Raw genomic sequence first — 21,992 nt, 5'->3', positions numbered from 1 at the left:
GATGCTCCGTGTGTGCGCCGCTGACGGACGCTCGATCGCGCGCAACTTAACGACAAAGCCCGGACTGTAAATATCACACATCAGGGCCTATCTGCCGGGACATGCTCAACGATCGCTCCACGCCGCTCTCGCTGCTCGCCACCCGAAGGTCGGGCAAGCCGCGCGATTTGATTTCCCCGGCCCCGATTCCTACCAGCTGGCGACGATCCTCGAGATCGCGGCGCGGACGCCCGATCATGGCAAGCTCGCGCCGTGGCGGTTCGTGGTAGTCGGCGACGAGCACCGCAAGGCGCTGTCGGCGCTGATCACCGACGCGTATCTCGCCGAGCGTCCCGACGCGTCGCGGCTCGAGCTGGAGTCGCTCGACCAGTTCGCGCATCAGGCGCCGACCTTGGTCGTCGTCCTGTCGTCGCCGAAAGAGAGCAAGATTCCGCTGTGGGAGCAGGAGCTGTCGGCGGGCGCGGCGTGCATGAACCTGCTTCATGCGGTCCATGCCGAGGGGTTCGCGGGCGGCTGGCTGACCGGCTGGGCGGCATTCTCGGACACGGTGCGTGATGCGTTCGGGTCGGCGTCGGAGCGGATCGCGGGCTTCATGTTCATCGGCACGCCGTCGCGCGCGCTCGACGAACGGCCCCGCCCGGATATGGCACGGCTGGTAAGCCATTGGGGTTCCTGAGGACTCGACTTCCTACGCAATTACTGTATTAAGCCACTATGACAGCGCTCAGCAGCGACGACAGCCCCGTATACATCCGCCTCCGCAGCACGATCGCCGCGGGGATCCTGCGTGGCGACTATCGTGCGGGGGATCAGTTGCCATCGGTCCGCGCATTCGCCGCGGAGCAGGGTGCGAACCCGCTGACGGTCGCCAAGGCATATCAGAGCTTCCAGGACGACGGCTATGTCGAGGTGCGGCGCGGCGTCGGGATGTTCGTGATGCCGGGCGCGGCGGAAGCGCTGCGCGTGGCCGAGCGCGAGAATTTCGTGACGACGCAGTGGCCTAGGATTTTGGGGCATATCGATTTGCTGGGGCTGGATGCGCATGACCTGCTGGAGCGTGAGCGGGCCTGAAACCCCTCCCGTCATTCTGCATTCCCTCGTTCCGTCCTACGTCCTGCCCCTTCCGTTCGTCCTGAGTAGTCATCGAGTAAGCGCGAAGCGCCGTATCGAGAGGACGTATCGAAGGACAGGTTGGCGCGCGGCGCGGAACCCATGCTTCGATACACGCCCTCGATACGCTCCTGACGGAGCTACTCAGTCGCTACTCAGCACGAACGGCAATGGGATAGAAGCCCAACCAGGCCTCAAAAATCCCCAGCGCGGCGACGTCCTCGACGCTCAGGTCGATCCCGAACAACAGGCTCATGCGGATCCGGTACACGCGCGGGTCGGTGACCTCGCCGACGCTGGTGTCGGTCCCCGAGCGCCGCCGGTAATTGCGCCCGATCAGCGAGGCGAAGCCGTTGGGCAGGACGATGCTGGCGATCGGCGTGTGCGTGAAACGGCTGGACGGCGCGGTCGAGGTCCAGTGGTTCGACAGCGCGAGATCCGCGTCGAACACTTGCGCGAGCGTGAAGCTATATTGCGGCTGGAACCCCTCGCCTGCCCCACGGCCGTCGGTGGTCATCGGATCACCGTCGCGGAGCAGCATCCAGCCGTTTTCGGTCGCCTCGAGGCGAAAGCGTGCACCGTCGGGCGCGGTCGCCTCGGCGCCGTCGGCGAGCGGGAGGACGGGCGTGTAGCTGCCGCCGAAGCCGGTGTCGGCGATCCAGTCCTGCCCGTCGATCGTCACGAGCGCGAAGGTGTGGGTGAGCGGCGGCGGCACGTCGGTCGCGGCATACCACACGCGCGCGAGCAACGGGCGGGCAGTGAAGCCGAGCTCGGCCAGCGCGTCGAGGAACAGGCGGTTATGCTCGAAACAATAGCCGCCGCGGCGTGCGGTCACGAGCTTGGCGAACACCGACGCGCTGTCGATCGCGAGGCCGCGGCCGAGGACAACGTCGAGATCCTCGAACGGGATGGTTTGCCGATGCGCGAGTTGGAGCCGGCCGAGACCGATCGAGTCAAGCGTCGGCCGCGCGGGCATGGCAATGCGGTGGAGATAGGCGTCGAGGTCGAACATCTGACAGGGTTTCCCATGATTCCCTCACCCCATACCGTTCGTCCCGAGCAGCCGTCGAGTAGCCCTGCAAATGGCGTACAAGGAACGGGCGGGATGCTGGCCTCACCTCATCCCGTCATCCTGGGCTCGACCCAGGATCCAGAGCCGTGGACGCAGCCGCTTTTGGCTCTGGATCCTGACTTTCGTCAGGATGACGTGGGGTGGGGTGCGGGCCGCTAGATCAAGCCGCGAACAATTCCGGCTCGATCGAGTAGAGCACCGCCGCGCTGGCGTTCGCCGCAGCGTTGAGCCCCATCGCCTCGGGGACGATCTGGTCGAGGTAGAAGCGCACCGCCGCGGTCTTCATCCGGCCGAAATCGTCGCTGCCGGCGACCTCGCCCTGCCGCTCCATCAGCCAGCCGCAGGTCGCGACCGACAGCATGGTGAGGAAGGGGTAGCTCGCGGCGAGCTTGTCGTCGGCATCCGCGGTGGCGAGTTTGCGCCCGATCGCTTCGCACGCGTCGACCAGCGCCAACAGCCGCTCGTCCTTCGCTTCCGCACGAATGTCGGCGATCAGCGCGGCGAACGCGCCGCCATTGTCGAGGCCGAGTTTCCGACCGACGAGATCTGCCGCCTGGATGCCGTTGGTGCCCTCGTAGATCGGCGTGATGCGGGCATCGCGGAAATACTGCGCGGCGCCGGTTTCCTCGACATAGCCCATGCCGCCGTAAACCTGGATGCCGAGCGACGCGACTTCGTTGCCGAGATCGGTGCCGTGCGCCTTGGCGAGCGGCGTGACGAGTTCGAGGCGGTTGCGCGCGGCGTGGTCGCCGAGATTGGCGCGGTCGACCTGCCCTGCGGCGTAGTAGACGAGCGCGCGCGCCGCCTGGGTCTGCGCCTTCATCCGCATCAGCATGCGACGGACGTCGGGATGCTCGACGATCTTGACCGACTCCTTGTTCGGCGAACCGGCGCGCGCCGACTGCACGCGGTCGAGCGCATAGGCGACCGCGCCTTGGGTGGCGCCTTCGGCGACCTGGACGCCCTGGAGGCCGACGTTCAACCGCGCGTTGTTCATCATCGTGAACATCGCGCGGATGCCGCCGAGCTCCGCGCCGATCAGTTCGCCGATGCAGTCGTCGTTGTCGCCGAAGCTCAGCACGCAGGTCGGCGACGCGTGGAGGCCCATCTTGTGCTCGATCGAGACGACGCGGACGTCGTTGAAGTCGCCCGGCGTGCCGTCTTCCTGGAGGCGGTACTTGGGGACGAGGAAGAGCGAGATGCCCTTCGTGCCTGCCGGTGCGCCGGGGGTCCGCGCGAGGACAAGGTGGACGATGTTCGGCGCCATATCGTGATCGCCGAACGAGATGTAGATCTTGGTGCCCTTGATCGACCATTTGCCGTCACCGAGCGGGGTGGCGGTCGCACGGAGCGCGCCAACGTCGGAGCCCGCCTGCGGCTCGGTGAGGTTCATCGTGCCGGTCCATTCGCCGGTCGCGAGATGCGGCAGGTACAGCGCCTGTTGCTCGGGCGAGCCGTGATGCTGGAGCGCCTCGATCGCACCAACGGTCAGCGTCGGACACAGCGCGAAGCCCATGTTGGCCGAGCCGAGCGTGTCGAGCACCGCGGTCTGGATCGCGAACGGCAGGCCCTGCCCGCCCCACTCTTCGTCGACGCCGATCGTGCCCCAGCCGCCTTCGACATAATCCTTGTACGCCTGCGCGAAGCCGTCGGGCATGACGACGCCGTCCGGGGTCCACTTTGCGCCGACGGTGTCGCCAGCGCGGTTGAGTGGCGCCCATTCGCCGGCCGCGAGTTGGCCGACGCCTTCGAGGACCGCGTCGACGACGTCGTCGCTTGCGGCGGCATAGCGTTCGGTCGCGGCGATCTCGCCGATCCGCACGACATGGTCGAGCACGAAACGCTGTTCGGTGGTTGCTGGAGTGAAGGCCATCGCATCCTCTTATCGCTACGGTTTGGACCCGCTATAGGCCCTCAGGATGACCCGTCCACACCCCGGATTTTACCGTACGGCACGGCCGCGATCACCGAGGCCGCCGCGCTGATTCGCGACGGGGGAATCGTCGCGGTGCCCACGGAGACGGTGTACGGGCTCGCGGCGGACGCGACCAATGCGGAGGCGGTGGCGCGGATTTATGCCGCGAAGGGCCGCCCGAGTTTCAATCCGCTGATCGTGCATGTAGCCGATCTGGCAGCGGCGGAGCGGATCGCGGTGTTCGATGCGGATGCGTTGGCGCTGGCAAAAGCGTTCTGGCCGGGACCGTTGACGCTGGTGTTGCCGGTGCGGGGGATTCGGGGATCGCTTCGCTGGTAACCGCGGGGCTCGACACGATCGCGATCCGGGTGCCTCGGCATCGGGCCATGCAGGCGTTGATTGCGGAATCGGGGCGGCCGTTGGCGGCGCCGTCGGCCAACGCGAGCGGGGGATTAGCCCGACGCGCGCCGCTCATGTGGCGGGGAGTCTCGGGGAGAACGTGTCGTTGATCCTTGACGACGGAGCTACCGAGGCTGGATTAGAGTCGACGATCGTAGCGGGGCGGATGGTGCTGCGACCGGGGCCGGTGACGGCGGCGCTCATTGCAAAACACCTCCCCGGCGGAGGCCGGGGCCCAGTTGGAACGTCGGATGTAACCGTGCGCAGCGCCGATCATAGCCGTTCCCCAACTGGGCCCCGGCCTTCGCCGGGGAGTGAGAGTGTGGTGACGGCGCCGGGGCAGCTTGAGAGCCATTATGCGCCGAGCAAGGCCCTTCGGTTGAATGCTACGGAGGCAGATTCGGACGAGTGGCTGATTGGGTTTGGCGATGTGGCGGGCGACGTTTCCCTGTCGGCTTCGGGAAACCTCGTCGAAGCCGCCGCAAAGCTGTTCGATCTGCTCCACGCTGCCGATGCGAACGACTGCGCCCGCCTCGCTATCGCACCGATCCCGCTCGAGGGTATCGGCGAAGCGATCAATGACCGCCTTCGCCGTGCCGCACACCGTTAAAATAAAAGTGATTCACGCGAAGGCGCAAAGGCGCGAAGAGGTTTAAGTCTCTCGATATGCCGGAACGGACATACCTAAATCCAACACCTTTGCGCCTTCGCGTGAACCCATTCTGTCTTACGCGTTAACCGCCGCCTTAGAACGTGCCGCAAAGCTCTTGCGCAGCTTCTGCAGCTTGGGCGGGATCACCGCCATGCAATACGGGTTCGAACGGCCCGAGGTTTCCCAGTAATCCTGGTGATAGCCTTCAGCCTCGTACCACGTGTCCATCGGCTCGATGGTGGTAACGATCGGCTTGGGCGAGTCGGCCTGCGCGCGCGCCAAAGCCGCTTCCATCTCAGCCTTCTGCGCGTCGTCCGCCGGGAACATCGCCGAGCGGTACTGCGTGCCGACGTCGTTGCCCTGCCGGTTCAGCGTCGTCGCGTCGTGCGTCGCGAAGAAGATGTCGAGCAGATCGCCAAGCTTCAGTTGCTCCGGGTCGAAACCGATCCGGATCGCCTCGGCATGGCCGGTGTCGCCGCCGCAGACCTGCTTGTAGGTCGGGTTGGGCACATGCCCGCCGATATACCCGCTCTCGGCGCTCTCCACACCGATCACATCTTTGAACACGGCCTCGGTGCACCAGAAGCAGCCGCCGGCGAGCGTTACATAATCCGTCATCACGATCTCCTTTCCGCCAATGTAGGAAGCCGCTACCGCGCAACAAAGAGGAGACGCGTATGATCGACGGTAAGGTTATGGTCACCGGCGGCGCCGGTTACATCGGCAGCCATGCGGTATTGGCATTGCTCGACGCGGGATACGACGTCGTGGTGCTCGACAACCTCGTCACGGGATTCGACTGGGCGGTCGATCCCCGCGCGGCGCTGGTCGAGGCGAACGTCGCCGACGATGCGAAGGTCCGCGCGGCGATCCGCGAGCACAATGTGAAGGCGATCATGCATTTCGCCGGCTCGGTCGTGGTCCCCGAATCGGTCAGCGATCCGCTCAAATATTACCGCAACAACACCGCCGCGAGCCGTGCGCTGATCGAGAGCGCGGTCGTCGAGGGCGTGCCGCACTTCATCTTCTCGTCGACCGCCGCGACCTATGGCACGCCCGAAAAGGTGCCCGTCGCGGAGGGCGATCCGACCGTGCCGATCAACCCGTACGGCATGTCGAAGCTGATGACCGAGGCGATGCTGCGCGACGTCGCCGCGGCGCACCCGATGAATTACGCCGCGCTGCGCTACTTCAACGTCGCGGGCGCCGATCCGCAGGGACGCAGCGGCCAATCGACGGTCGGCGCGACGCATCTGATCAAGATTGCGGTCGAGGCCGCCACCGGCAAACGCGGCCATGTCGGCGTCTACGGCACCGATTTCGACACCCCCGACGGCACGGGCGTGCGCGATTACATCCACGTCACCGACCTCGCCGCCGCGCATGTCGCCGCGCTCGAGGTGCTGATCGCCGAACCGACCAAGAGCCACACGCTCAACGCCGGCTATGGCAAGGGCTTCTCGGTGCTCGACGTGCTCGATGCGGTCGACAAGATCACCAACCGCACGATCGAGCGGCGCCTCGAAGGGCGTCGTGCGGGCGACCCGGCGATGCTGATCTCGGACAATCGCGCGATCCTGAAGGCGCTCGACTGGACGCCGCGCCACGCCGATCTCGATGGGATCGTCCGCGATGCGCTGGCGTGGGAGCGCGCTCTGGCGGAGAAGGGTCGCTAGGACGCGGCCGGATCGGTGGGCGGCGTGCCGAAAGCATGCCGCTCGCCGCCGATCGCCCGCCGCGCGCGCGCAGTCGCCAGCCACCAGGCGAGCGCCCACAGCGTGCCGAAGCTCCATCCGGCCAGCACGTCGCTCGGCCAGTGGACGCCGAGATACACGCGGCTGCAGCCGATCGCGCCGACCAGCAGGATCGCGACGACGAGCATGTACGCCCGCGTCGCGCGATCCTGAGTCACCTGCGAGGCGAGACCGGCGAGCGTCAGGTAGACGATCGCGCTGTTCGCCGAATGCCCGCTGGGGAAGCTCATATGCGTGACGGTGACGAGGTGCGTGACGATGTCGGGGCGCGGACGCGCGACGTGCAGCTTGACCAGTTCGACGACGATATTGCCGCTGACGCTCGACGCGACGATCGCAAGTGCGGTCAGCCAGAGCCGCTGGACGATCAGCAGGCCGGCGACGATCACCACGACGATCGTCAGGACGATCCCGCCGCCCAGCGCAGTGACGTCGGCGGCAACCTTCGGCAGCCAGGACGGGCCACCCCAGGCGCGCAGCCCGAGGATGATCGAGCGGTCGAACGCGAACGGCCAATGGTCGACCGCAAGACCGACGAGCAGGATGAGGACGATGCCGACCGCGGCGACCGATGCGCCGGCGAGAACCGCGGGCAGGCGTCGTCGCGCACCCTCAGGCGGCGTGCCGTCGATGGTGGGTCCGCCGGGGCTCGAACCCGGGACCTCTCGATTAAAAGTCGCTTGCTCTACCAACTGAGCTACGGACCCCCGCCATCGTGGACCGCGCACCTAGTCGCGCGGGTGCCGTCGGTCAACCATCTGTGCCAATTGGCGGATCGTCCGATGGGTCAGCGGATCGCGCCATTTCGGAACCAGCGCGGAAAGGGGACCGAGCACGAAGCCGCGGGTGCGGAACGCGGCATGCGGCACGGTGAGTCCGGGCGACGACCATACGCCGCCCGACCAGAGGATTATGTCGAGGTCGAGCACGCGGCTGCCCCAGCGGCGGCCGGGGCGGCGGCCGAATGCGCGTTCGATCCGTTTGAGGCGGACGAGCAGTGCTGCGGGATCTTCTTGCGTCTCGATCAGCGCGACGGCGTTGGCATAACGCCGGTTCGAGGGGCCGAGCGGTGCGCTCGCAACGGTCGGTGATCGAGCCACGACATCGCCGAGCGCCTCCAGCGCGGCGGCGATCTCGCGCTCGGGGGCGCCGTGTAGGCCGCGTCGGTTCGAGCCGAGCGCGATCGCGTAGGTGGTTGCGGTGCGCGCGATCATCGGGTGCGGGGTTGCAGGCGACATTTGGTCCGCCTAGCGCACTCCGATGGATTCCACACCTTACACCACCGAGCTTCCCGACGCCGCGATCGACTTGGCCGACGCGGTCGACGTCACGACCGTCTTCGCGCCCGTCTCCGCGCTGCCCGAGACCGAGCCGCCGCATGACTGCCCGCTCTGCCCGCGCCTCGTCGCGGTGCGCGAGCAGCTGCGGACCGAGTTCCCGACCTGGTGGAACGCGCCCGTCCCCGCGTTCGGCGATCCGGCGGCATGGCTCAGCATCATCGGCCTGGCGCCCGGCAAGCATGGCGCGAACCGGACCGGACGCGCGTTCACCGGCGATTATGCGGGGCAGTTCCTGTACGAGACGCTCGGGCGGTTCGGGCTGGCCACCGGTACGTATGGCGCGAAGGCCGAGGACGGTCTGGCGCTCGACGGCGCGATCATCCTCAACGCGGTGAAGTGCCTGCCGCCCGAGAACAAGCCGACGCCGGAAGAGATCCGCACCTGCCGACCGTTCCTCGAGACACAGGCGGACGCCGTGCCGACCGCGCGCGTGTTCGTGGCGCTGGGGCATATCGCGCATCAGTCGGCGGTGAAGATGCTCGGCGGGCGGTTGCCGAAAGCGCGGTTCGCGCATGGCGCGGAGCACGTGATGCCCGATGGTCGCATCCTGATCGATAGCTTCCACTGCTCGCGGTACAACGTGAATACGGGTGTACTGACCGCGGAGATGTTCGACGCGGTGTTCAAGCGGGCGCTCGAGTTGCGCGGGACGGTTTGAAACGCTTCTCGTCATCCTGACGAAAGTCAGGATCCAGAGCCATCAGCGGTACCGTCCGTTACCCTGGGTCCTGACTTTCGTCAGGATGACGGGTGGGGGGACGGACGATTACTCGATCACCCAAGCCTCGCCGGCCTCTGGCGTACGAAAGCGATCCGCGGCGATGTGTTCTCGCGCCAACGCTGCGCGGAGGTGGTCGGGCGGTTCGTTGATGCCCTCAGAGGTCAGCTCGAACGTGCCCCAGTGGACGCCGAGCGCATACGCCGCGCCGAGCTGTTCGAACGCCGTCACCGCCTGATCCGGGCCGATATGGTTGTCGGTCTCGTGTCCCGCAAAATGATAAGCGCCGATCGGCAGGATCGCGAGCCGGACCGGTCCCGCGGCTCGCGCCTCGGTGGCCCAGCGCATGTCGCCGGGGCCGGTGTCGCCCGCGAAATACAGGTTCCCACCGGGGAGCGTCACGGTGAAGCCCGCCCATAAGGTCTTGTCGCGGTCGCCGGGGTCGTATTCGCTCCAGTGATGCGCGCGCTCGACGATCACGTCGATGCCGGGGCGTAGTGACACGCGCCCGCCCCAGTCTCGCACTTCTGCATGAACACCGTTGCGCTTGAGGATCTGGTCGTTGCCGAGACCGGTGACGATCAGCGGTTTGTCTCGGTGCCAGAGTTTTCGCATCGCACGCATGTCGAGATGGTCGCGGTGGTCGTGGCTTAAGAGGATCAGGTCGATCTTCGGCAGGTCCACAAGCCGCACGCCGGGTTGGCGGACGCGCTTCACCCCGAGGAACTGGACCGGCGACGACCGCTCGAGCCACATCGGATCGGTCAGGATGTTGAGCCCCTGGGTCTGCACCAGCACGGTCGAATGGCCGATCCAGGTGACGCGCATCGTCTGGCCCTCGACCCGGGCCGGGGGCCGCGTCGGGGTTACGGGAACTTCGGGCCAGCTCCGATAGGGGGCTTTACGAGATTGCGGAGCAGCGCGACCGGGCCCTGCTTCTGCTCGCCGATACTCCCCTGCACGCCGTCGGGGTTGAAGAAGCGCGTGCCGTCGAAGTGATCGCTCGGCGGGATGCTCTTCACCGACGGCGTCGCGCAGCCGGCGAGGAGCGCGAAAACGGGCAGTATCGAGCGGGGGCGGATCATGGCGCGCTGACGAATATGTCACCCGATCATCAGGGTCCAGTCACGCGCGGAGGGCCAGAGCGACCAGCATGGACGATGATTTCGAAGTGCGCGGGTTGCATGAGCAGCTGTCGGAGGAGCGCGCTGCCGGCGGGGAGGCGTTCGACCAGCGGATCGCGTTGTTCACTGCGATCCTGGCGACGCTGGCGGCGGTGACCAGTTTTCTCGGCGGGCATACGCAGAACGAGGCGCTGCTCCACAAGAACGAGGCGGTGCTGATCAAGGCGCAGGCGTCGGATGCGTGGGGCTATTACCAGGCGGAGGATCTGAAGCGGCATATCGCGCAGATGGAGGTCGATCTCGCACCGCCCGGGTTGGGTGCAACGCAGATGGCAAAGCATCGGGCGGATATCGCGCGGTACAAGGCGCGTGGGGCTGGGCTGAAGCGGCAGGCGGAGGCGCTGGACCGGCAATCGGCGGCGTCGAACGCGGAGTCGGACGAGGCGTTGCGGCCGCATACGAAGCTGGCGCTGGCGGTGACCGCGATCCAGGTGGCGATCGCGTTGGCGTCGATTACGGCGCTGACTGGGCGGCGGTGGTTGCTGTGGGTCGCGGGGGCGGCCGCGCTGGTGGGCGCGGCGTTGGCGGGGCTGGCGTGGTTCTGATCCTCCCCTGCAAGGGGAGGTGGCGCGAAGCGGCGGAGGGGTGATGCCCTATCGAGAGCGCGTCACCCCTCCGTCATCACTACGCGCTGCCACCTCCCCTTGCAGGGGAGGATGGGGGCGTCAGATATCCTGGACCAGCCGGCCGTACAGATCCGGGCGGCGGTCGCGGAAGAAGCCGAACGCGGCGCGGTGGCGCTTGACGATGTCGAGGTCGATCGTCGCGGTGATGACGCCTTCGTCGTCGCGGCCTAACTCCGCCAGGATATCGCCGCGCTCGTCGGCGATGAAGCTGGTGCCGTAGAAGGTCTGGCCGTGCTCGACGCCGACGCGGTTGGCGGCGACGATGGGCACGACGTTGCTGACCGCGTGGCCGACCATCGCGCGACGCCACAGGCGGGCGGTGTCGAGCGACGTATCGTGCGGCTCGCTGCCGATCGCAGTCGGATAGAACAGCACTTCCGCGCCCATCAGCATCATCGCGCGTGCGGTCTCCGGGTACCATTGGTCCCAGCAGACGCCGACGCCGAGCTTGCCTGCCGGGTGCGGCCAGACCTTGAAGCCGGTGTTGCCGGGGCGGAAGTAAAACTTCTCCTCATAGCCGGGGCCGTCGGGGATGTGGCTCTTGCGGTAGACGCCCTGGATGTTGCCGTCGGGGCCGATCATGGCCAGGCTGTTGTAATGATGCGGGCCGTCCGCCTCGAAGAAGCTGGTCGGGATGGTCACTTTGAGCGCCTCGGCTAGCGCCTGCATCGCGAGGACCGCCTTGTGCTCGCCGACGGGGGCGGCGTTGGCGAAGAGGCTCTCGTCCTCGACGCGGCAGAAATACTCGCCTTCGAACAGCTCGGGCGGCAGGATCACCTGCGCGCCCTTTGCGGCGGCCTCGTGGACGAGGCGCGACACGTTGGCGATGTTGCGGTCGATGTTGGGCGTGAAGCCCAGCTGCAGCGCGGCGACGGTGATCTCGGTCATGGCGGCGCATATAAGGTGACGCGCCGTGGAGTGCGAGCCTTTCGCTTCGCATCGAGACCCGCACCGTCGCCGTTCCCCCGCGGAAGCGGGGTCCAGGGTTACGGGCGTTGCCCTGTGAGACCCTGGACCCCCGCCTTCGCGGGGGAACGAGTGGGACGATTGACACTCCCCTGCCCTGTCCGACATGCGCCGGGGATGATGACACCCACCCTCCCCGCAAGCTGGCAGTCGCTCCAAGCCGAGCTTGAGGCGCCGTATATGCAGGCGCTCGATGCGTTTCTGGAGGGCGAGCGGGCGGCTGGGGCTCGGGTGTTTCCGGAGGATGCGGATCGGTTTCGGGCGCTGGAGCTTACCCCGCTCGATCAGGTGCGGGTCGTGATCCTGGGGCAGGATCCGTATCACGGCGAGGGGCAGGCGCATGGCCTCAGCTTCTCGGTGCGGAAGGGCGTGCGGACACCGCCGAGCCTGGTGAATATCTACAAGGAGCTGGAGGCGGATCTCGGGATCCCGCGAGCGCGCCATGGCATGCTCGATCACTGGGCCGCGCAGGGCGTGCTGTTGCTCAACGCAGTGCTGAGCGTGCGGATGGGCGAGGCGGCGTCGCACCAGAAGCGCGGCTGGGAGCAATTTACCGACGCCGTCATCGCGGCGGTGAACGCGCAGGACAAACCGGTCGTGTTCCTGCTGTGGGGGGCGTATGCGCAGAAGAAGGCGGCGTTCGTCGACGATATCGAAAAGGGCGGGCGACACCTGGTGATCCAGTCCGCGCACCCGTCGCCGCTGGCCGCGCGAACCGGGTTCTTCGGATCGCGGCCGTTCAGCCGGGCCAACGCCTTTCTCGAAACCCATGGGCGCACCCCGATCGATTGGGCGCTGCCGGAGACCGACCGATGAGTGACGAATACACCTATGACGAAGCAACCGGCGAATGGGTCGCCGGCGGTGCTACGACCGCGGTGGCGGTGGATGACGGCGCGGTCGTGGTGCGGGATTCGGTCGGCAACGTGCTGGCGGATGGCGATCAGGTGACGCTGATCAAGGACCTGACCGTGAAGGGCGCTGGCCAGACGCTCAAGCGCGGGACGCTGATCAAGTCGATCCGGCTAACCGGCGACGCGCAGGAGATCGACTGTCGGTACGAGGGCATCAAGGGGCTGGTGCTGCGCGCGGAATTCGTTCGGAAACGGTAAGACTGCAACCACGGCGCCGTCGATGTGCGATGAGATGGTGGACATCCGATCGCGTCGCCAAAGTCGGGGTAGTGCCCGATCCATCGCATCACAGGGACATCACAATGGTCAGATGCCGGATGCCCGCCGACCGGCCTTTTCGCGGAGGACAAGGCGGAAAATCCGGGGGCAATCGATCAGATAGCGCCGCCACAACCGCGCAGGATTCGACATCAGGCGATGCAACCATTCCACGCCGGATTTTTGCATCCAGACCGGCGCCCTGCGCTGGCGGTCAGTCAGGAAATCGATCGACGCACCAACGCACAACGCCACGCCGGGCCGCTGCCGAAACGCGGTCAGCGCGTCGGCGAATCGTTCCTGCTTGGGCGAGCCGAAACACACGAGCAGGATGTCCCAATCGGCATCCGCAGCGTCGTGCAGACAGGCAGACCAGGCCTCGCTCCCCACCGCCATGCTGCCCGGTGATGCGATGAAGGTGGTTCGTGCCTTGGGAAAACGCGCCACCAACGTTCGCCAGTCATCGTGGCTGGGTCCGATGATACCGATATTATGCATCATGTTATTTGCCAGCAGATCGGCGACGAGATCCGAACCGGGATAGACGTCGAGCGCTACGCCGGTCATCCCGGCCAGCTTTGCCAGGACCCGGCTGTCGCAGATCTGCAGGGCGGCATGGTCGTACACCGCTTTGATCGCGGGATCCTGATCGGCCCGGGTCACGAAATCGACGTTCGGCGTGATGACGAAGCCGTAGGACTGTCGGGACAGCGTTTCGATACGACGGGTCAATGCCTCGTGGCTCCCCTGCGCGAAGCGGAACCCCAGGAATGCCTTGTCGTCGTGCACCGGCATCGTTGTACTTCGCACTATATCGTCATCCTCGCACCACGGTAGACGACCGGGCAGACCACCCTGCCCCGTCATCCCGTACCGTCTCAATTATTCCTATGGTCGGCGTCCCTATCAGCGGATCGCCATAGTGCAAGCCACGACCTTCGTTCGATCTTTCCCGAACATGGCATGCCGGGATCACTATTGCGCGGCGTGCGGGACCGGCTTGATCATGGCCAATACTGCGCTCTTTTCCATGGAGACGAGGGCGCTCGCCTTGTCGCCGAGACCATAGGACATGACGACCCTGCCATCGTGCTCCGCCAACCCCGCGCAGAACTCGATACCGCGCTTTTCGAAGAAAAACGGCTCGGACATACCGACGACATTCCAGTCGGGATCCAGGACGACGAACCGATGAGGATAGAGCGGCTCCATCTTCGGCAAGCTTGCCGTCAATTTGCGCGCCGCCAGATGCGCCACGCACAGCCAATTTCCACCCCACGCAATGATCTGAGACGACCCGGACCAGTTGGCCAGCGCGGGAATACGGGTCGAACGCCGATATCGCTTCGCCAGACGCTCGCCATCGAACGCATAGACCTGCATGTCTTCAAGACGGTACAGGAACGTCGGCTGCTCCGCGTCCAGCACGGGCATCCAGTTTTTCACGCAGAGCGCCGTGCGGCGAGGGCAACAGCTGGAGCGGGCCGACATCCGTGTCGCGGATCTCGGCGATGCACATCGTGTTGCGGGTTCCCGTCCAGTCCGGCATCACTGCGCCTTCCTGATCGGGGACGGCAGCCTGCGGGGCGAGTTGCAGCGCGCTCCATAGTCCGAAGAGCCGCCCCTGATCGATGAAGAGGCGTGGATCTTCCAAACCGTTCCGCGCCTCGGGCACTGTCGACCGCGCGACATGGTCGTCGAGAAGAACGGCCGCGACGGGATTGAGGGAGTCATCGCACTCGACCAGCCAGGTTTCCGACGCGAGATTGTCGATCCCGCCGGGCACGACATAGGCCCCCTGCGCCGTCATGCGATAATTCGGCCGCCGCGCCGCGACGAGCCATTTTTCCTGCCACCGCAGAATGCTCGGATTGCAGAGCCCCTCGACACCCGCCATGCGCAAGGGCGTGTGCCGAACGCCCGGGCGCCTCGCCAGCAGCGGCGCGCGAACCGCAAGCAAGGCTTCGCGGATCTGACCAATTCTGAAGTCCAGATATGAGGCAGCCTTTGCGGACCAACGTGCCATGCTCATCCTCGTAAAAAAATTCAGGTTTTCACCGCGCGAGCGGCGGTACTGCGGTTCGGTCGAGTCGTCCACGAAGCAGACGCTGTGCAAACCGGTCGCTGCGAGCGGAACGACACCAGATCGGCGTGCCTGATACTCGCATGTCCGGCGGGGTGAAGCACCGTGCTCGCGAACGTTGACGGGGGTGCACGCAACGCCTTGCAAGGCCTCGCTGCGAGACATCGGAAACCCGACCGCTCGGCGTGGAATCGAAGTTTTCTACATCGGCTTTTAACCTGCTGTAAAAAAATTGTAAAAAAGTCTTGTCAACGCCAGCAAGATGGTGAACCTTGCTCATGTGTCCGCGTTTGGGACACATATGGAAACGAGACCGGGATACCGGCTTACCAATGGAGTGGGTATGAATAATCACCAGACCGTCATCCGAGAGGCTCCGTCCGCTCAAGGTGCCATGTCCCTGTTGGGCGCTGTGCTCGTCGGTATAACAGTCTGGGCTGGAGCGATTACATACCTGCTGTGACCGACGCAAAACCGCCGCTAGCGGGATGTGTCTAGCGGCGGCGGAGCAGACGCGACGCGCTTCCCCGAGCCCCCCACGGTCGTTGGGCTGTTGTTAAGAACGCGAACAAGCTTGTCCCTGACCTTGCGGACGTCCTTGAACAGATTGCTGGTTGCCGCCTTGTCGCAGCCGGTCTCGGTCACAGCCAAAGTTTCCGATCCCACCGACGCGTCGACGACATACCCGCCGAACCGCTGGTAGGCACGAGCCAGCGCAGCACCTTCGCGGGTCAATCCCAGCGATGCGATATCGACATCGGGTCGGATCCCGATCAGCGCGCCCATCGGCACAAGTCCCGCGTAGTTGTTCTTGCCGCCGCCATCGCTCATGCTCGCCGGCCAGACCTTCTGGCCCGCCATGGTCGGTGATTTGCGCAACATCGTCGTGCTGAAGACCATCGCGACGGCATGCGGGATCTCACCGCGCCGCAATTCCTCGCACCGCACCAGTCCGCCGAGCAGCGATCCGCCGAAGCCGCGAATCCCTTCCGATCGCCCCTCGCCGCTGGCGATGCCCGATCCCTTCAGATCGACGCGTACCAGATAGTTTGCGTGGATCGTCCGATGCGCCGAATCCCATTTGCCGATCCAGGCCTCATACGCCACCTGCCCGGTCGGATCGATCAAGACGGCATGTCCGTCGCTGCCACCGAGAAACTGTACCGAGGACGGCGTTCGCAGGTCGATCGAGCCATTGGTCATCGCTCCACCCGCCGGCCAGGCCGCGGTCGCCGAGCGTCGTTCGAACGTCCACCGCACGAGCGGGTCGCTCTCCTTGGCGCGGTACACGCCAAAGGCTCCGACCGCGATCCAGGCGTAAGACCCGCTATGGTAACCCACGTCATCGCTGTGGATCATCGCCGTTTCGGCCGCGGTATCGGACTGGAATACCGCACCACGCCCCAGCGGCGTGTTCCATATGCTCGTATCGGCAAACGGCTGGTCGGCGGCTTGCCGCGTGGTCGTCTGGGCCGGGCTCGATGTCGTCAGCACCAGGCTTGCGCCTGCCAGAGCAAGCGCCGGGCCGAACCGCGAATTCACTCTTTTCGTCACGACTGTTCCCTTCGATGCGTCTCCGTTATAGTGAGCGCAATCAGACGCGTATGTAGCGGACGCGTCCGATCCCCTTCCATTCGCCGATGCAAATGCATCGTTCGATCGATTTCGAGGGCCCTCCCCAAAATGACGACGACGCCGCGCGAATTGCGCATCATTGCCCAAGCGGCATCTGCAACATCGGGTGAGAATCCCTATACGAAGCTGCTCTACGACGGGATGTCGGGGCTTCCCGTCCGCATCATCCCGTATACGCGCCATGCCATCGCGACGCAGGCGCCCGATGTCATCCACATCCACTGGCCGGAGTTTCTCGTCAGGTGGGATGCCGGACGGGTGGCCATGATCGCCGATGTCCTCAAGGAGTTTTCGCTGCTCAGGCTGGCGAAGGCGCGTGGCGCGCGGATCGTATGGACCGCGCATGATCTCGGTGCGCATGATCGTCCGGAGGCGGGCCGGCTCTACCGCTGGTTCCTGGCGCGCTTCAACCGAATGATCGATCTGGTGATCAGCCTCAGCCCTTCGGCGCTCGAATCGGTTCAGGCGCGGTTTCCCGAACTTGCCAAAACGCCCGCGCGGGTGATCCTGCATTCGCATTACATCGGCTATTATCCCGCAGCTGCGCCCGTAGCGCCCGCTGCCCCGCTCGCTACTGGCCGCGCGCTCACATTCATGACGTTCGGCCAGTTGCGGCGCTACAAGAACGTCGACGGCCTGATGCGGGCGTTCGGCGAGCGTGCAGCGGGCGAACGACTCATCATCGCTGGAGAAATCCGTGGAACGCAGGCGTTCCGCGAGGAGATTCACGCGCTGGCGGAGACGCCGGGCGTCGAGCTGATCGAACGACGCATCGAGGACGATGCGGTCGCCGGGCTCCATGCACTCGCCGATGTGGTCGTGCTGCCCTACGATCTCGGCACCGCGCTCCATTCGGGCGCGGCCATCCTCGCCTTGTCGTTGAACACGCCGGTCGTGGTGCGCGACACCCCCACCATGCGCGACCTTCAGGCGGTGGTCGGATCGGAATGGCTGGGGGTGTTCGAGGGCGAGCCCGCTGCCGCGCTGGCAGTAGCGGTCGAGTTGGCGGCAAAGCCACGCGCCGCCACGCCCGACCTCAGCCGGATGGACCCGACCCTGCTCGCGCACCAGACGCTCGACGCATACGCCGCCGCGACGAACCGCGCCGCCGTTTGAGGCCAGCAGCGATTGCGCCGTGCCGCTAGCGCGGCCGGCGCAACGTCACGAACAGCGACCGACCGCTTTGCCCCACCCAGCGCATCCCGATCGACATCAGCTCGCGCCCGAACGGGGACAGGAACTGGGCCGCGATCGACGCTGTGTAACTGACGATGAGGAGCACGCCGGGACGGACGACCGCCGGCAGCGTCGTCGGTAGCACCGCCATGACCGCAAGATCCGCCACCAGCGCGAACACCGTGACCACGTGTAGACCGAACAGATGGCGGACTCGCACCGACGTACCGCGCGTTGCGGCGACGAACAGCGCCGGCGCGCGGATCGCCTCACCCACGAAATAGGCGATCGCCATGCCGAGCGGTCCCCAGGGCAGTCCGGCCACGAACCCGATGATGACGGTCACCGCCGAGAACAGGCTCCACCGGACCAGCGCCCTGGTACGCGTCGTCGCGATGAACAGCGACAGCACGGCATCGTTGACGATCAGCAGCGCGCCGGCCGCGGCGAGCCAGCGAAAGATCGGCGCGGCGCTGCTCCAGCGCGGGCCCATCAGCACCTGAACCACATCCTCCGCTGCCACCGCGGCGACCAGGATACCCGGCACGGCGACGGCGGTGAGCGCCTGGAGGAACAGCATGAAGGCGCGTCGAAACCGCTCGCCATCGTCACGGGTTCGCGCCAGCACGGGCAGGACGTTGCGCGACATCGGCCCGGTGAAATTCTGCAGCGGGAACAGCATCAGCTTGTAGGCGCGGTCATAGAGACCAAGCGGCGCTGCACCCCAGAATCGCGCGAGCAGCACGTTGTCGAGGTTGCGGGTGACGAAAACCGAGATGTTCGCCGCCGATACGCCGCCACCGAAGCCGACCATCGTTCGGATCGCGCTCCAGCGAAACACGAATTTCGGCCGCCATCGTTCGAGGATCATGAACATGGCGGTATTGGCGATGGTCGACAGCAGCGAGCCGATCCACAGGGCCCAATAGGAGCGCAGGACGATCGCGGCGATGACGGTTGCGGCAAAGCCTGCGACGCTGCTGACGATCTCGACCAGGCTCTGGGCGTGAAACCGCATCGATCGGTTCAGCATCGCGTTGTACAGCGGGTTCGGCGCGGTCGAGAGCAGCAACAGCGCCGACGCCGCAACGAGGACGCCGCTGGCCGAATTGTGATAGAAGACGGAGACGAGCGGCGAGATGGCGACCAGAATGATCGACGTCACCGCGCACAACCCGACGTTCAACCACAAAAGCGACGACAGCTGAACGTCGTCCACCTCGTCCGCCTGCACGATCGCATGATCGAAACCGATATTCTGAAACAGCATTGCAAAGCCGATGACCGGCGCCGCCATCGCATAGGTTCCGTAGTCGCTCGGCGACAACAGCCGCGCGACGATGATCGTGCTGGCAAAGGTGAGGACGATGCGGATGACCTGCGCGGCGCCGGTGCTCAAAGCGCCCGACATGACGCGTGCTTTGTATCCGTTGTCCGCCATCATCTATTCTCCCGCGCGTCCCCCTAGCGTCTCAGCCGACGATGTCACGATAATACACGGCCGACCGTGCGGCTGAGACGACCTCTCGGCCGGGTCGCGGCCGACATAGGCTGACCGATGGCCCCGTGCCGAGAGGGCGACGAAATACCCGTGCCGCGGCCATACCCGCGTTACCGGACACTTTGATCGAGATTAACCACGTGCCGGAACACTATATTGATAGACGACCGCTAGCACTCGGCCCTTAAGTTGGTCGGAGAACGTGCGTGGCACGACTGAAGCGGCATTTGCTCTACGGCCTGACGGCGCAGTGCATCGTGATGCAGCCTGCGCTTGCGTCGCCGAAACCGTCTCCCTTCCTGATACTGGGCGGCAGTGCCGAGGCACCGAGAGGCTATCTCGCGATGTGCGCGCAGACGCCGGTCGAGTGTGACGGGGACCCCGCGGCATCATCGCTCGCCGCATCCGCAGACTCGGTCGACGTTCATACGCCGGTCGGTGCCTCGATCGGCGCGACGGGCGCTATCGTCGCCGCCCGCCACGTCCTGCCTGTGCTCGCCCCGGCTGTCGCTTTTCGTCAGTCCCTGTTTTCGGTCGCAGTTCATGGGCCGATGCTCAACGATCGCGTCGGGGGATTCACGCTCACGATCGGATCGTACACCCCGCCGCCGGCGCTCGCCTTCGTCTACAGGGTCGATTCGACACCGATACTCGCGCCGATGCCGCATCCGGCGCCGACACCGATGTCGCCAGATATCGACGAGCAACAACTGCTTCGACAGATCAACGTGCGCGTCAACCGGATCGTCCGCCAGGCTACCGATCTGGCGATCTACGGGCGCGAGGAGGTGTGGCACGCGAGCGGCGCGTATGACGGCGCCGCCGGCGATTGCGAGGACATGGCCCTCGAGAAACAGGCGGAGCTGATCAGCGCCGGCTTTCCCAAAAGCCGGTTGTCGCTGGCCGTGGTTTATGCGCCGGCGGTCGGCCTTCACACGGTCCTGGTAGCGCGGACTCGCGACGGGGATCAGGTTCTTGACAGCCGCACGCCCTATCTGCGGCCCTGGTACAAGAGCGGCTATACGTGGCTTTCCGTACAGGCGTTCGCAGGATCGAAAGCCTGGCGCCAGCCGCTGTCGGAACGGCAGATCGCGCTGGCGACGAGTGATACGGCCGATACCGACCGATCCTGACGGCCACCGCCCACGCTCAACCGCCTATCTTCAATAGGTGTTTTTGTGAACGAGCACCTTGAACGTCGCGAATATGATGATCAGGTCGCGCTTCAGTCGCCAGCCATCGGCATATTCAAGATCGGCCTGAAGACGCAGGACGAGATCGTCGCGGGTGTGCGTCGCACCCCGGAATCCACGGACCTGCGCCAGACCGGTAATGCCGGGCTTCAGCGCATGGCGATGCCAATATCGCTCGTCGACCTCCCAGAACAGATCCTCTCCAGCCAGCGACCCCAGCGCATGCGGTCGCGGTCCGACGATGCTCATATGGCCCAGCAGGACGTTCATCAGCTGCGGCAACTCATCGACGCTGGTGCTTCGGATCAGCCGCCCGACGCGAGTGATGCGATTGTCGTCGCGCTGGGTCGAGCGAGCACCGTCGGCATCGCTGCTCTCGACGCGCATGCTGCGGAACTTCAGGATATCGAAAAAGGCGTTGCCACGCCCCACGCGCCGCTGCCGGAACAATATCGGGCCGGGGCTGTCGACCTTGATGGCGATCGCGATCAGCAACAGGACCGGGAACATCGCGATCAGCGCAGCCGCCGAAACCGCCACGTCGAAGGCGCGCTTCATCGCCCGGTTACGCAACGTGAGCGGCCCTGCGGATACCCCGAGCGTGAAACGGCCATCGAGGGCCCCGACGCCGATCGGGCGCAGTTCGTCGACATCCTCGACGATGATCTCGCCCCGGACGCCGGCCCCCTTCAGCATCATCGCCCAAGCCCGACGCGCGTCCGGCGGACACAGGATGACGGCACGGTCGAGCCCGCGAATGACCTGGCTGAACCGATTGAGCATCGTCGGATCCTGCAGATCCGGACGAAGCCCCAACGCCTCCGCATCGACAGTCGTGATACTGGCCCTGTCGCCGAGCGAAACTCGGTCGACGATAAGGATCTCGGCCGTGACGGCCGTGCCCAGATACGGGATCAGCCACTGGCCGACGACCTCACGGAAACCATACATCAGGATCGCCGCCGCAACCGCGGAACAGATCATGATGAGCCGCGACGCCAAAGGGTCGACCTTGAACAGGTAATAAGTGAGAAATAACAGCGTGTAGGAAAGAAACAACGACTGCAGGCTCGCCCAAATACCGGTCTCGGTCGAATGGAGTGCATCGACCGAATAGGCCTTCGAATTGAACGAGATCGTCACGAACAGCGGCAGGAGGAGTATCAGCACGCCAAACCAATTTGCATGCGTCACACGCAACGGTATCGCCATCACCACGCCGAGGATAATCGCGGTCACGTCCAGCGCGAGCAGCAATGCATAAATGCGGATACGCACCATGTGTGCCGAGGCCCGCACCATCCCGGTTTTCGCGTGTACGCCAATAGCGGAATCGTCGGCCGTACGATTCATGAATTACCCTCCAACCACCACGCGAGACCGGGAAACTACCCAATCCGGGTGCGTTGATAGGTGCCTTGGCGGCGTAGTCAACGGAGTTGTTTGCCAACCCATTCCAACACATACGGTGAAATCGGGACAGTTTTGGGTGTCGC

General features: G+C 65.4%; 22 protein-coding genes, 1 tRNA gene and 2 pseudogenes. 10 read left to right on the top strand and 15 right to left on the bottom strand.

From position 1 onward, the window contains the following. The first annotated feature begins 101 nt into the window (after positions 1–101). Together QP164_RS16740 and QP164_RS16735 are read left to right on the top strand one after the other, a co-directional pair. Positions 102–676, top strand: a pseudogene (locus tag QP164_RS16740) (nitroreductase family protein). A 38-nt stretch (positions 677–714) separates the two neighbouring features. Continuing rightward, a complete protein-coding gene (locus tag QP164_RS16735; protein ID WP_056053547.1) occupies positions 715–1,071 on the top strand; it encodes a GntR family transcriptional regulator in 357 nt (118 codons plus the stop codon). A 190-nt stretch (positions 1,072–1,261) separates the two neighbouring features. Here the strand turns inward: QP164_RS16735 and QP164_RS16730 are convergent, their stop codons facing one another. Together QP164_RS16730 and QP164_RS16725 are read right to left on the bottom strand one after the other, a co-directional pair. Beyond that, positions 1,262–2,122 carry an arylamine N-acetyltransferase family protein gene (locus tag QP164_RS16730; RefSeq protein WP_333923857.1) on the bottom strand — a complete coding sequence of 287 codons (861 nt, stop codon included), beginning with the start codon at positions 2,120–2,122 and terminating at the stop codon, positions 1,262–1,264. Positions 2,123–2,342: 220 nt separating this feature from the next. Then, entirely contained in the window at positions 2,343–4,055 is a 1,713-nt protein-coding gene (locus QP164_RS16725) for an acyl-CoA dehydrogenase (protein WP_333923856.1), read from the bottom strand. Positions 4,056–4,088: 33 nt separating this feature from the next. Between QP164_RS16725 and QP164_RS16720 the strand changes: the two are divergent. Further along, a pseudogene (locus tag QP164_RS16720) lies at positions 4,089–5,106 on the top strand (L-threonylcarbamoyladenylate synthase). 117 nt (positions 5,107–5,223) lie between these two features. On the opposite strand, the gene msrA reads toward QP164_RS16720, so the two are convergent. Beyond that, positions 5,224–5,766, bottom strand: coding sequence for a peptide-methionine (S)-S-oxide reductase MsrA (msrA, locus tag QP164_RS16715; RefSeq protein WP_333923855.1), 543 nt, complete (start codon positions 5,764–5,766; stop codon positions 5,224–5,226). A gap of 59 nt (positions 5,767–5,825) precedes the next feature. On the opposite strand from msrA, the gene galE reads away from it, so the two are divergent. Beyond that, complete coding sequence (gene galE, locus QP164_RS16710; RefSeq protein WP_333923854.1) at positions 5,826–6,824, top strand: UDP-glucose 4-epimerase GalE; 999 nt, start codon at positions 5,826–5,828, stop codon at positions 6,822–6,824. Here galE and QP164_RS16705 read toward each other — a convergent pair. The 3 genes from QP164_RS16705 to folK form a co-directional block, all read right to left on the bottom strand. Continuing rightward, a complete protein-coding gene (locus tag QP164_RS16705; RefSeq protein ID WP_333923853.1) occupies positions 6,821–7,291 on the bottom strand; it encodes a phosphatase PAP2 family protein in 471 nt (156 codons plus the stop codon). The genes galE and QP164_RS16705 overlap by 4 nt on opposite strands. A gap of 242 nt (positions 7,292–7,533) precedes the next feature. Next, a tRNA-Lys gene (locus QP164_RS16700) sits at positions 7,534–7,609 on the bottom strand. A gap of 21 nt (positions 7,610–7,630) precedes the next feature. Next, entirely contained in the window at positions 7,631–8,140 is a 510-nt protein-coding gene (gene folK / locus QP164_RS16695) for a 2-amino-4-hydroxy-6-hydroxymethyldihydropteridine diphosphokinase (protein ID WP_333923852.1), read from the bottom strand. Between the two features lie 22 nt (positions 8,141–8,162). On the opposite strand from folK, the gene QP164_RS16690 reads away from it, so the two are divergent. After that, positions 8,163–8,900 carry a uracil-DNA glycosylase gene (locus QP164_RS16690; protein WP_333923851.1) on the top strand — a complete coding sequence of 246 codons (738 nt, stop codon included), beginning with the start codon at positions 8,163–8,165 and terminating at the stop codon, positions 8,898–8,900. Between the two features lie 108 nt (positions 8,901–9,008). Here QP164_RS16690 and QP164_RS16685 read toward each other — a convergent pair whose 3' ends face one another. Together QP164_RS16685 and QP164_RS16680 are read right to left on the bottom strand one after the other, a co-directional pair. After that, the gene (locus QP164_RS16685; RefSeq protein ID WP_333923850.1) at positions 9,009–9,788 is read right to left on the bottom strand and encodes an MBL fold metallo-hydrolase; all 780 of its coding nucleotides are present in this window, start codon (positions 9,786–9,788) and stop codon (positions 9,009–9,011) included. A gap of 38 nt (positions 9,789–9,826) precedes the next feature. After that, positions 9,827–10,045, bottom strand: coding sequence for a hypothetical protein (locus QP164_RS16680; protein WP_333923849.1), 219 nt, complete (start codon positions 10,043–10,045; stop codon positions 9,827–9,829). A 68-nt stretch (positions 10,046–10,113) separates the two neighbouring features. Here QP164_RS16680 and QP164_RS16675 point away from each other — a divergent pair, with 68 nt between their 5' ends. Beyond that, complete coding sequence (locus tag QP164_RS16675; protein WP_333923848.1) at positions 10,114–10,689, top strand: DUF4337 domain-containing protein; 576 nt, start codon at positions 10,114–10,116, stop codon at positions 10,687–10,689. Positions 10,690–10,809: 120 nt separating this feature from the next. Here the strand turns inward: QP164_RS16675 and aguB are convergent, their stop codons facing one another. Then, entirely contained in the window at positions 10,810–11,658 is an 849-nt protein-coding gene (gene aguB, locus QP164_RS16670) for an N-carbamoylputrescine amidase (protein WP_333923847.1), read from the bottom strand. A gap of 195 nt (positions 11,659–11,853) precedes the next feature. Here aguB and ung point away from each other — a divergent pair, with 195 nt between their 5' ends. Together ung and QP164_RS16660 are read left to right on the top strand one after the other, a co-directional pair. Further along, complete coding sequence (gene ung, locus QP164_RS16665; protein WP_435368371.1) at positions 11,854–12,552, top strand: uracil-DNA glycosylase; 699 nt, start codon at positions 11,854–11,856, stop codon at positions 12,550–12,552. Next, on the top strand, positions 12,549–12,848 hold the full coding sequence (locus tag QP164_RS16660) for an alkylphosphonate utilization protein (RefSeq protein ID WP_132742413.1): 300 nt from the start codon (positions 12,549–12,551) through the stop codon (positions 12,846–12,848). Before ung ends, QP164_RS16660 begins: the two co-directional genes overlap by 4 nt. A 108-nt stretch (positions 12,849–12,956) precedes the next feature. Here QP164_RS16660 and QP164_RS16655 read toward each other — a convergent pair whose 3' ends face one another. The 4 genes from QP164_RS16655 to QP164_RS16640 all read right to left on the bottom strand — a co-directional run bounded on the left by QP164_RS16655 (position 12,957) and on the right by QP164_RS16640 (position 16,545). Next, entirely contained in the window at positions 12,957–13,703 is a 747-nt protein-coding gene (locus QP164_RS16655) for a WecB/TagA/CpsF family glycosyltransferase (protein WP_333923846.1), read from the bottom strand. 180 nt (positions 13,704–13,883) lie between these two features. Continuing rightward, a complete protein-coding gene (locus QP164_RS16650; RefSeq protein ID WP_333923845.1) occupies positions 13,884–14,354 on the bottom strand; it encodes a hypothetical protein in 471 nt (156 codons plus the stop codon). After that, positions 14,296–15,006: a hypothetical protein gene (locus QP164_RS16645; protein WP_333923844.1), complete on the bottom strand. Its 711-nt coding sequence runs from the start codon at positions 15,004–15,006 to the stop codon at positions 14,296–14,298. Before QP164_RS16645 ends, QP164_RS16650 begins: the two co-directional genes overlap by 59 nt. Positions 15,007–15,471: 465 nt before the next feature. Then, positions 15,472–16,545 (bottom strand): hypothetical protein, encoded by a 1,074-nt coding sequence (locus QP164_RS16640; protein ID WP_333923843.1) that lies wholly within the window; start codon positions 16,543–16,545, stop codon positions 15,472–15,474. A 129-nt stretch (positions 16,546–16,674) separates the two neighbouring features. Here QP164_RS16640 and QP164_RS16635 point away from each other — a divergent pair, with 129 nt between their 5' ends. Next, positions 16,675–17,742, top strand: coding sequence for a glycosyltransferase (locus tag QP164_RS16635; protein ID WP_333923842.1), 1,068 nt, complete (start codon positions 16,675–16,677; stop codon positions 17,740–17,742). Between the two features lie 25 nt (positions 17,743–17,767). Here QP164_RS16635 and QP164_RS16630 read toward each other — a convergent pair whose 3' ends face one another. After that, positions 17,768–19,213 carry a lipopolysaccharide biosynthesis protein gene (locus QP164_RS16630; protein ID WP_333923841.1) on the bottom strand — a complete coding sequence of 482 codons (1,446 nt, stop codon included), beginning with the start codon at positions 19,211–19,213 and terminating at the stop codon, positions 17,768–17,770. Between the two features lie 296 nt (positions 19,214–19,509). On the opposite strand from QP164_RS16630, the gene QP164_RS16625 reads away from it, so the two are divergent. Then, positions 19,510–20,436 carry a transglutaminase-like cysteine peptidase gene (locus QP164_RS16625; RefSeq protein ID WP_333923840.1) on the top strand — a complete coding sequence of 309 codons (927 nt, stop codon included), beginning with the start codon at positions 19,510–19,512 and terminating at the stop codon, positions 20,434–20,436. Between the two features lie 30 nt (positions 20,437–20,466). On the opposite strand, the gene QP164_RS16620 is transcribed toward QP164_RS16625, so the two are convergent. Further along, on the bottom strand, positions 20,467–21,849 hold the full coding sequence (locus QP164_RS16620) for a sugar transferase (protein WP_332755780.1): 1,383 nt from the start codon (positions 21,847–21,849) through the stop codon (positions 20,467–20,469). Positions 21,850–21,992: the final 143 nt, after the last annotated feature.

The sequence above is a fragment of the Sphingomonas sp. LR59 genome (assembly GCF_036855945.1).
Lineage (GTDB): Bacteria > Pseudomonadota > Alphaproteobacteria > Sphingomonadales > Sphingomonadaceae > Sphingomonas.
The sequence above is the reverse complement of the archived record's forward strand: the minus strand, read 5'-3'. Positions and strand labels throughout refer to the sequence as shown.

What these genes read in the sequence shown, in the direction of transcription:
- aguB (WP_333923847.1), bottom strand. Translation starts at nt 11,658, where the DNA reads ATGACCGAGATCACCGTCGCCGCGCTGCAGCTGGGCTTCACGCCCAAC.
- QP164_RS16685 (WP_333923850.1), bottom strand. Translation starts at nt 9,788, where the DNA reads ATGCGCGTCACCTGGATCGGCCATTCGACCGTGCTGGTGCAGACCCAG.
- QP164_RS16725 (WP_333923856.1), bottom strand. Translation starts at nt 4,055, where the DNA reads ATGGCCTTCACTCCAGCAACCACCGAACAGCGTTTCGTGCTCGACCAT.
- msrA (WP_333923855.1), bottom strand. Translation starts at nt 5,766, where the DNA reads ATGACGGATTATGTAACGCTCGCCGGCGGCTGCTTCTGGTGCACCGAG.
- QP164_RS16690 (WP_333923851.1), top strand. Translation starts at nt 8,163, where the DNA reads ATGGATTCCACACCTTACACCACCGAGCTTCCCGACGCCGCGATCGAC.
- QP164_RS16735 (WP_056053547.1), top strand. Translation starts at nt 715, where the DNA reads ATGACAGCGCTCAGCAGCGACGACAGCCCCGTATACATCCGCCTCCGC.
- QP164_RS16635 (WP_333923842.1), top strand. Translation starts at nt 16,675, where the DNA reads ATGACGACGACGCCGCGCGAATTGCGCATCATTGCCCAAGCGGCATCT.
- ung (WP_435368371.1), top strand. Translation starts at nt 11,854, where the DNA reads ATGATGACACCCACCCTCCCCGCAAGCTGGCAGTCGCTCCAAGCCGAG.
- galE (WP_333923854.1), top strand. Translation starts at nt 5,826, where the DNA reads ATGATCGACGGTAAGGTTATGGTCACCGGCGGCGCCGGTTACATCGGC.
- folK (WP_333923852.1), bottom strand. Translation starts at nt 8,140, where the DNA reads ATGTCGCCTGCAACCCCGCACCCGATGATCGCGCGCACCGCAACCACC.
- QP164_RS16680 (WP_333923849.1), bottom strand. Translation starts at nt 10,045, where the DNA reads ATGATCCGCCCCCGCTCGATACTGCCCGTTTTCGCGCTCCTCGCCGGC.
- QP164_RS16660 (WP_132742413.1), top strand. Translation starts at nt 12,549, where the DNA reads ATGAGTGACGAATACACCTATGACGAAGCAACCGGCGAATGGGTCGCC.
- QP164_RS16655 (WP_333923846.1), bottom strand. Translation starts at nt 13,703, where the DNA reads ATGCCGGTGCACGACGACAAGGCATTCCTGGGGTTCCGCTTCGCGCAG.
- QP164_RS16620 (WP_332755780.1), bottom strand. Translation starts at nt 21,849, where the DNA reads ATGAATCGTACGGCCGACGATTCCGCTATTGGCGTACACGCGAAAACC.
- QP164_RS16675 (WP_333923848.1), top strand. Translation starts at nt 10,114, where the DNA reads ATGGACGATGATTTCGAAGTGCGCGGGTTGCATGAGCAGCTGTCGGAG.
- QP164_RS16730 (WP_333923857.1), bottom strand. Translation starts at nt 2,122, where the DNA reads ATGTTCGACCTCGACGCCTATCTCCACCGCATTGCCATGCCCGCGCGG.
- QP164_RS16630 (WP_333923841.1), bottom strand. Translation starts at nt 19,213, where the DNA reads ATGTCGGGCGCTTTGAGCACCGGCGCCGCGCAGGTCATCCGCATCGTC.